The sequence below is a fragment of the Sphaerotilus sp. genome (assembly GCF_041083715.1).
Taxonomy (GTDB): Bacteria; Pseudomonadota; Gammaproteobacteria; order Burkholderiales; family Burkholderiaceae_C; genus Sphaerotilus.
The window spans coordinates 1-7,396 of sequence record NZ_JBFPGY010000272.1 but is presented as its reverse complement, the minus strand read 5'-3'; the positions used below and the strand labels follow the sequence as shown (position 1 = coordinate 7,396).

The 7,396-nt window shown below is 69.4% G+C and carries 6 protein-coding genes; 4 read left to right on the top strand and 2 right to left on the bottom strand.

From position 1 onward, the window contains the following. On the top strand, positions 1-1,150 hold a 1,150-nt coding region (locus AB3X43_RS12365; protein WP_369430160.1), incomplete at its 5' end, for a pyridoxal phosphate-dependent aminotransferase. A gap of 32 nt (positions 1,151-1,182) precedes the next feature. On the opposite strand, the gene AB3X43_RS12360 is transcribed toward AB3X43_RS12365, so the two are convergent. Then, on the bottom strand, positions 1,183-2,736 hold the full coding sequence (locus AB3X43_RS12360; protein ID WP_369430159.1) for a methyl-accepting chemotaxis protein: 1,554 nt from the start codon (positions 2,734-2,736) through the stop codon (positions 1,183-1,185). A 203-nt stretch (positions 2,737-2,939) separates the two neighbouring features. Continuing rightward, positions 2,940-3,863 (bottom strand): TolB family protein, encoded by a 924-nt coding sequence (locus AB3X43_RS12355; RefSeq protein WP_369430158.1) that lies wholly within the window; start codon positions 3,861-3,863, stop codon positions 2,940-2,942. 114 nt (positions 3,864-3,977) lie between these two features. Between AB3X43_RS12355 and AB3X43_RS12350 the strand changes: the two genes are divergently transcribed. The 3 genes from AB3X43_RS12350 to AB3X43_RS12340 form a co-directional block, all read left to right on the top strand. Continuing rightward, entirely contained in the window at positions 3,978-4,895 is a 918-nt protein-coding gene (locus AB3X43_RS12350) for a class I SAM-dependent methyltransferase (protein ID WP_473965117.1), read from the top strand. Positions 4,896-4,909: 14 nt separating this feature from the next. Further along, positions 4,910-5,320, top strand: coding sequence for an SMU1112c/YaeR family gloxylase I-like metalloprotein (gloA2, locus tag AB3X43_RS12345; RefSeq protein WP_369430156.1), 411 nt, complete (start codon positions 4,910-4,912; stop codon positions 5,318-5,320). Between the two features lie 280 nt (positions 5,321-5,600). Then, the coding region (locus tag AB3X43_RS12340) for an endo alpha-1,4 polygalactosaminidase (RefSeq protein WP_369430155.1) at positions 5,601-7,396 on the top strand (1,796 nt) is incomplete at its 3' end.

Sequence of the window (7,396 nt, the reverse complement as noted above, 5' to 3'; positions counted from 1 at the left end):
GGATGCGCGCGCGTGGCGAGGTCGTTTCCCCTACAACGAGATCATTTCCCTGCTCGACGTGAACCGCCCGTTCAATCTGGCGGAGAGCACCTCGCAGGACCTGACGGTCGGGGACGTGCTGGACCTGGCCGGGCTCGACACCCTGCGCAGCCTGAAGCTGGGCTATGGCCGCTCGGCCGGGTCGGGCGAGTTGCGCGAGGAGATCGCCAAGGTCTGCCGGGTACCGGCCGAGCACATCGTCACGACGCAGGGCACGGCCTTGGGGCTCTTCCTGCTGGCCTTCGAGACCTGCCGGCCGGGTGACGAGGCGGTGCTCGTGACCCCCTGCTTCCCGCCCAGCCGCGACTGCCTGCTCGGCGCGGGCGTCACCGTTCGCGAGGTGCCGCTGAGGTTCGAGGACCACTACCGGCTGGACCTGGACGCACTCGCCGCCAGCCTGTCGGCCAAGACCAGGCTGGTGAGCCTGGCTTCGCCGCAGAACCCCAGCGGTGTGCGCACGCCGCGTGCCACCGTCGAGAAGATCCTCGCGCTGCTGGAGGCCCGTGCGCCGCAGGCCGTCCTGTTCATCGACGAGACCTATCGCGAGGCCACCTACGGTGACGACGCTGCACCGGACAGCTTGGCGGGGTTGCACCCGCGCATCGTCACGGGCGCCTCGGTGTCGAAGGCGCTGGGCGCCCCCGGCTTGCGCACGGGCTGGCTCACCGTGGCGGACGACGACCTCCGGTCGCGCCTGGTCGTCGCCAAGATGAACACGGTGATCTGCGGCTCAGTGCTCGACGAGGCGCTGGCCACCGCACTCCTGCGCCACCGCGAGACCGTGCTGGCGCCGCGTCGCCGTCTGCTCGCCGAAGGCCTCGGGGAACTGGCCACGTGGTGCGAGGCACAGCGTCAGCGCATTGAATGGATTCGCCCGGAGGGTGGTGCCCTGTGCTGCGTGCGCCTGCGCGCCGACCGCTTTGACGACGCCACCGTCGCGCGATTCTGGGAACTGCTGCCAGCGCACGATCTGCAACTGGCGTCGGGCGCCTGGTTTGGCGAGCAAGCGCGTGTCTTCCGGCTGGGCTTCGGTTATCTGCCGCCCGGGCGTCTGGGGCCGGCGCTGGCAGCCCTGTCGGCGGTGCTGGACACCGCTGAAGCACACCCGTGATTACAAGGTGGTGGACATTTTCACTTCGGCCACTACCCAGCGGCCAGCTTGAACACCGCCACCGCAGTGGCCAGCTCGCTCGACTGCTGGCTCACCGCCGAGGCTGATGCGGCCGCCCGCTCGACCAGCGCGGCGTTCTGCTGCGTGGCATGTTCCAGCGCGCTGACCGACGCGGCCACGCCGCTGATGCCATTGCGCTGCTCGGCCGAGGCGGTGCTGATCTCGCGGATCAGCGTGCTCACCTGCTGAACCGACTGCACCAGCTCGGTCATCGTCTGGCCGGCTGCCTCGACCTGGCTGTTGCCGCTGCGGACCTTGTTGGCCGAATCGGCGATCAGCTGCTTGATCTCCTTGGCCGCGGTGGCCGAGCGCTGGGCCAGCGCCCGCACCTCGCCGGCCACGACCGCAAAGCCTCGGCCCTGCTCGCCTGCACGCGCAGCCTCCACCGCGGCGTTCAGCGCCAGGATGTTGGTCTGGAACGAGATTCCGTCGATGACGCCGATGATCTCCTCGATGCGGCGCGATGACTGCTCGATCTGCGCCATCGTGTCCACCACCCGGCCCACGGATTCGCCGCCGCGCTGCGCCACCTCGCTCGCCTGCTGGGCCAGCTGGGCCGCTTCATCGGCGCTGTCGGCCGACTGCCGCACGGTGGCAGCCAGTTGCTCCATCGTGGCCGCAGCCTGCTGCAGGTTGCTGGCCTGGTGCTCGGTGCGGTCCGACAGGTCCTGGTTGCCCTGGGCGATCTCGCGCGAACCGACAGCGATCTGGTCGGTGCCCTGGCGCACCTGCGACACCACGGTGCGCAGGCTGTCGGCCATGCGGTCGAGCGCGCTCATCAGCTGGCCAAACTCATCGCCACGCTGCTCGCCGGCCGACACCGTCAGATTGCCCTGTGCCACGGCCTCGGCCACGCGCACGGCGCGGGTCAGCGCGCGCTGGATGGTCCTGGTCAGGGCCAGCACCACCGCGCCGACGACACCGAGCAGCGCCAGCGAGCCGAGCGCGCCCACCCAGAACTCCTGCTGCTGCCGCGCGACCGCGGCCTGCACCGAGTCATTCAGCTTGACGTGCTGCAGCTGCGCGAACTGATCGACCGCCGCGTGGTAACGGTTGACCGCCGGCATGAAGCCCTGCGCGAAGGCCTGCTGCGCGCCCGGCTCGTCGCCAGCCTTGCGGCGCTCGGCAATCCTGGCCAGCGCAGCCATGATCACCGGTCCCGACTCGTCGAGCGCCTTGAGCACCACCGTTTCGCGCTCGGACGTGGCCCAGGTCTTGATGGAAGCCAGATGCTTGTCGATCTGCTCGATGCGCGGCCCGATCTCGGGGCCGAACAGCTGGGCCAGCGCCGGATCGGCGCTGCGGTTGAGCGCCATGATGCGCACCGTGGTGCCGGTGGCCACCAGCTGCCAGTCGTTCACCTCCTGCATGTGCTGGTATTCGGTCTGGGTGATGGCCGACAGCAGGGCCTCGCCGCGCCGCATCTGCGCATAGCCCGTGCCCAGCGCACCCAGCACCACCACTGCCCCGAGCCCCAGCGCCACATGCAGTCGGGCTGACACGGTCCACCGATTCCAGGAAGTCATGTTTTCTTGTCTCCATGGCGGTCGGCGTCCCCAACGGATGACCGCATGAAGCGGCTTCGACAGGATGCGGGTGAACTTGAGACCGTACGGCAGGAGGGCACTCGTCGATCGGCAAGGGGCATCGGTTCGGCGGGCAGGTGTCCCACGACCCTAAACATCCACGGTCAGATCCCGAGTTCAGCAACTCGCTGCCAGCACTCGCCTCAGCCCGCGACACCCGGATACGCCACGTAGGCGAAGTGCTCGCTGTCCGGCGCCCAGCCATTCACGTTGAGCGTCCCCTGCCCGCCCAGCAGGTGAACAAGGTCGGTCGCCGGCCCACCCTCGGCGGGCGCGATGCGGAGGATGACCTCCCGGTTCGCCGGGTGGCCGAGCGTGCCGGGCGGGTAGCTCAGGTAGAGCATCCAGCGGCCGTCGGGCGAGAGGTGCGGGAACCAGTTGACGCGCTCGTCGTGGGTCAGCTGCTCGACGCCCTGGCCGTCCGGGCGCATCCGGAACAGTTGCGAGTGCCCAGGGGTGCGGGCGCCGATCTCGCCGTTGAAGTAGATCCACGCACCATCGGGCGAATACTCCGGGCCGTCGACCGGCACGCCCGGCAGCAGCAGCGCCCGGTCCTCGCCGCCGCGCGCGGGCACGGTGTAGACGCCATGGTCGAAGCCGGCACCCTCCGCCGCTGCGCGCAGGCCCACGTAGGCGAGCAGCCCGTCATCGGGCGAGACGCCGTGCAGGTAGTAGTGGAACCCCGTCTCGACCAGCGCTTCGCTGGACACCCGCCGCGGCACGCCGCCCTCGAAGGGCACCGCCAGCAGGCGGCAGTCGTTGGTCGAGAAATACACCGTGCGCCCGTCCGGCGAGAGCACGTGGTCGTTGTTCGCGGCGGCATGCGTGCCGGTGTCGATGCGCGCCGGCGCGGTCGAACCATCGGCGCGGACCCTGAACAGCGCGCCCTCGCTGTTGAACAGCAGCCACTGGCCGTCCGGCGACCAGTTCGGCGCCTCGATCAGGTGCTCGGTCTCCAGGACGACGCGGCGGTGGCGCCCGTGGCGGTCGGCAATGGTGAGCTGGGAACGCTGGCGGCCGGGGACAAACGCCGGGGTGCCGATGAGGTCGAGGGGCTGGTCCTGCATGGGATGGCCTTCGTGGACGGGTGGGTTCGCCAGTCTCGCAGACCCGGTGCCAGAATCCGCAGCCCCGCTGACAAGACACCGCCCGTGAATCCCCTGCTCAACACCATCGCGTCGATGCCCCTGCCCGCCGACGCCGCGCGCCTGTTCCACGGCCGTGGCGGTCTGCACCCCGGCTGCGCGCACTGGACGCTTGATTTCTACCCACCCGTCTGGGTGCTGACCAGTTTCCAGCCGGTGACCGACGAAGCGCTGGCGACCGTCGGTGCCGCACTGGCCGACCGCTGGGAACAACTGGCACCGGGACAGCCGCTGAACTGGGTCTTCCAGTGCCGCAGCGAGGGCCGCCCCGATACCCGGCTGATGGCCGGCAGCGTGCCCGAGCCACACGCGGTCAGCGAGGGAGGGACGCGCTTCTTCGTGCATGTGCTGCGCGGCCAGAACCACGGCCTGTTCCTCGACATGGCCGAGGGTCGGCGCTGGGTCCGGACGCGGGCGGCCGAGCAAGCTCGCCTCAAGGTGCTGAACCTGTTCGCGTACACCTGTGCCTTTTCAGTCGTGGCACTGCAGGCGGGTGCCCGCCAGGTGGTGAACGTGGACATGAGCCACGGCGCACTCGCCATCGGCCAGCAGAACCACCGGCTCAACGGCGTGGTCGCGGGCGCGAGCTTCCTGCCACACGACATCTTCAGCTCCTGGGGCAAGATCAACCGCAGTGGCCCCTACGACCTCGTCATCATCGATCCGCCCAGCTACCAGAAAGGCAGCTTCGTCGCGGGCAAGGACTATGCGCGGCTGCTGCGCCGCCTGCCGGATCTGCTGGCGCCGGGTGGACAGGCGCTGCTGTGCCTGAACGCACCGGAGCTGGACACGGCCTTCCTGACCGAACCGATGCGCACGCTGGCACCCACGCTGACCCTGGTGCAACGCCTGCCGAATCCGCCCGCGTTCGCGGACGTGTCGGCGGAGCGGTCGCTGAAGGTGCTGGTCTATCAGGCGCCGGGCAGCGGGCCTGTCTTGCCACCCAACGAATGACACCAAGGTTTCCCATGCCACCGACCACCGACCTGCTGTCCATCCACCACGCCGCGATCATCGCGTCGGACTACGCCCGCTCGCGGCATTTCTACGTCGGCCTGCTCGGCCTGCGCGTGCTCGCCGAACACTTCCGTGCCCAGCGCGACTCCTGGAAGCTCGACCTCGCACTGCCGGACGGCTCGCAGCTGGAGCTGTTCTCGTTTCCCGCTCCGCCGCCGCGGCCATCGCGGCCCGAGGCCTGCGGACTGCGGCACCTGGCGTTCTCTGTGCACGATGTGGCCGCGTGGAAAGCCCGGCTGGAAGCCGCAGGCATCGCCGTCGAGGACATCCGCATCGACGAATTCACCGGCCACCGCTTCGTGTTCTTCGCTGATCCGGATGGGCTGCCGCTGGAGTTGTACGAGACGTCGCCGACCATGTGAGCCCGCAGGTCCTGGCTCCTCCGGCAACCCGCCTCTGGCGGGTTTTTTTGCGCCCACCCCAACCAGAAATGAACATTTCATCTCGGGTACCGTAATGCTTTGCCAATATTTGGTAGCACTTGTTGTGCAATATTATTGAATGGTGCCAAGAATCACCTTGACTTTTTTCATAAATACCAATCTTGGAGGATTGAGTCCGGTGAACCTCACAGTCTGGCATGGAGGGAGAGGCGCGCGGCTGTACGTCGGCTTACGCCGGTCGTGGCGTGCGGGTCTGCTGATGGTGGCCAGCCTGTGGTGGTTGGCGAGTCCGGTGGCACTGGCCGCTTCGGCTGCCAGCCCGAGCGTGGCACTGCATTACGGTGCACAGCCGCCCTGGAACGAGCTGGCGGCCTTCGACTGGGTCGTGCTGGAGCCGGGGCACCATGGCGATGTCTCCGCACGCGCCCAGGCCGCGCCGCACACCCGGTTCATGGCCTACCTGTCGGTGGGCGAGGTCAGCCGCCAGCATCCGCAGCACGACGCCGTGCCGCCCGGGTGGCTGCTGGGGAGCAACCGGACCTGGAACAGTGCCGTGATCGACCAGCGCGCGCCCGAATGGCCGGCGTGGTTCGTCGAGCATGTGGCCCGCCCGCAGTGGGACCAGGGCTACCGCGGCTTCTTCCTCGACACGCTCGACGCCTACCAGCTCGTGGCCAGGACGCCCGAGGACCGTGCCGCGCAGGAAGCCGGTCTGGTGCGCGTGGTCAAGGCACTCAGGGCCGCGTTTCCGCAGGCCAAGGTGATCGCCAACCGCGGCTTCGAGATCCTGCCGCAGGTGGCGCAGGACATCGACATGGTCGCCGCCGAGTCGCTCTACCGTGGCTGGGACCAGGCGGCGATGCGCTACCGGGCCGTCAGCGATCCGGACCGCGCCTGGCTGCTCGGCAAGCTCGACGAGGTGCGCACGCAGCACCACCTGCCGGTGCTGGCGATCGACTACGTGGCGCCCGCGGAACGGGCACTGGCCCGCGAGACCGCCAGGCGCATCCGCACGCACGGCGTCGTGCCCTGGGTGACGACGCCGGAGCTGGACGCGATGGGCGTGGGGGCGGTCGAGGTGCTGCCGCGGCGGCTCCTCATCCTGCACGACGCGACCGTCGGGGCCGCCACGGCGGAGCTGACCTACGCCGGCGCACTGCGTTTTCTCGGCACGCCGGCCTACTACCTCGGCCTGGTGCCGGAGTACATCAATCCCGACGAGCGCGAACTGCCACCGGTGCGTGCCGGCGAGGTGGCCGGCATCGTCACGCAGTTCATGTACGACAAGCCGCGGCCGGCCATGGCCGCGTGGCTGCGCAGCGCCATCGCGGCGGGCGTGAAGGTGGTGGCCTTCGGGCAGCCGGGCCTGAGCGATGCATCCTCGCTGCGCGACACCTACGGCCTGCAGCGCAGCCAGAGCGAGGCGCCCGCCGCCGCACCGGTCACCTTCACCAGGAAGGACGCCACGATCGGCTTCGAGATCATGCCGATCCCCGGCAAGCTCGAATTCAGTGCCCTGACCGCGCCGGCTGGCTCCGAGCTGCTCCTGCAGGCCCGCGACGGCCGCGGCGCGCTGATGGACGCGGTCGCCTACACCCCCTGGGGCGGCTACGCACTGACCGGCTACAACGTCGTGCGGATGACCGCCGGCGAGGACGTCTACCGCTGGGTGATCGACCCGATCGCCTTCCTGCGCCGCGCGCTGGCGCTGCCAGCCATGCCGGTGCCGGATGCGACGACCGAGACCGGCCGGCGCCTGCTGATGGTCCACATCGACGGCGACGGCTTCGCCAACCGCAGCGACCTGGTGCGTGCACCGCTGGCCAGCGACGTGCTGCTGCGCGACGTGCTGCAGCGCTACCGCCTGCCCACCGCGATGTCGGTCATCGAGGGCGAGACCTCGCCACAGGGCCTCTACCCGAAGCTGTCGGCCGAGATGGAGGGCATCGCGCGGCGCATGTTCGCGCTGCCCTACGTCGAGATCGCCTCGCACACCTACTCGCACCCCTTCACCTGGAGCGACGTCGAGAAGGGCGCCTTCGGCAAGGGCTACGC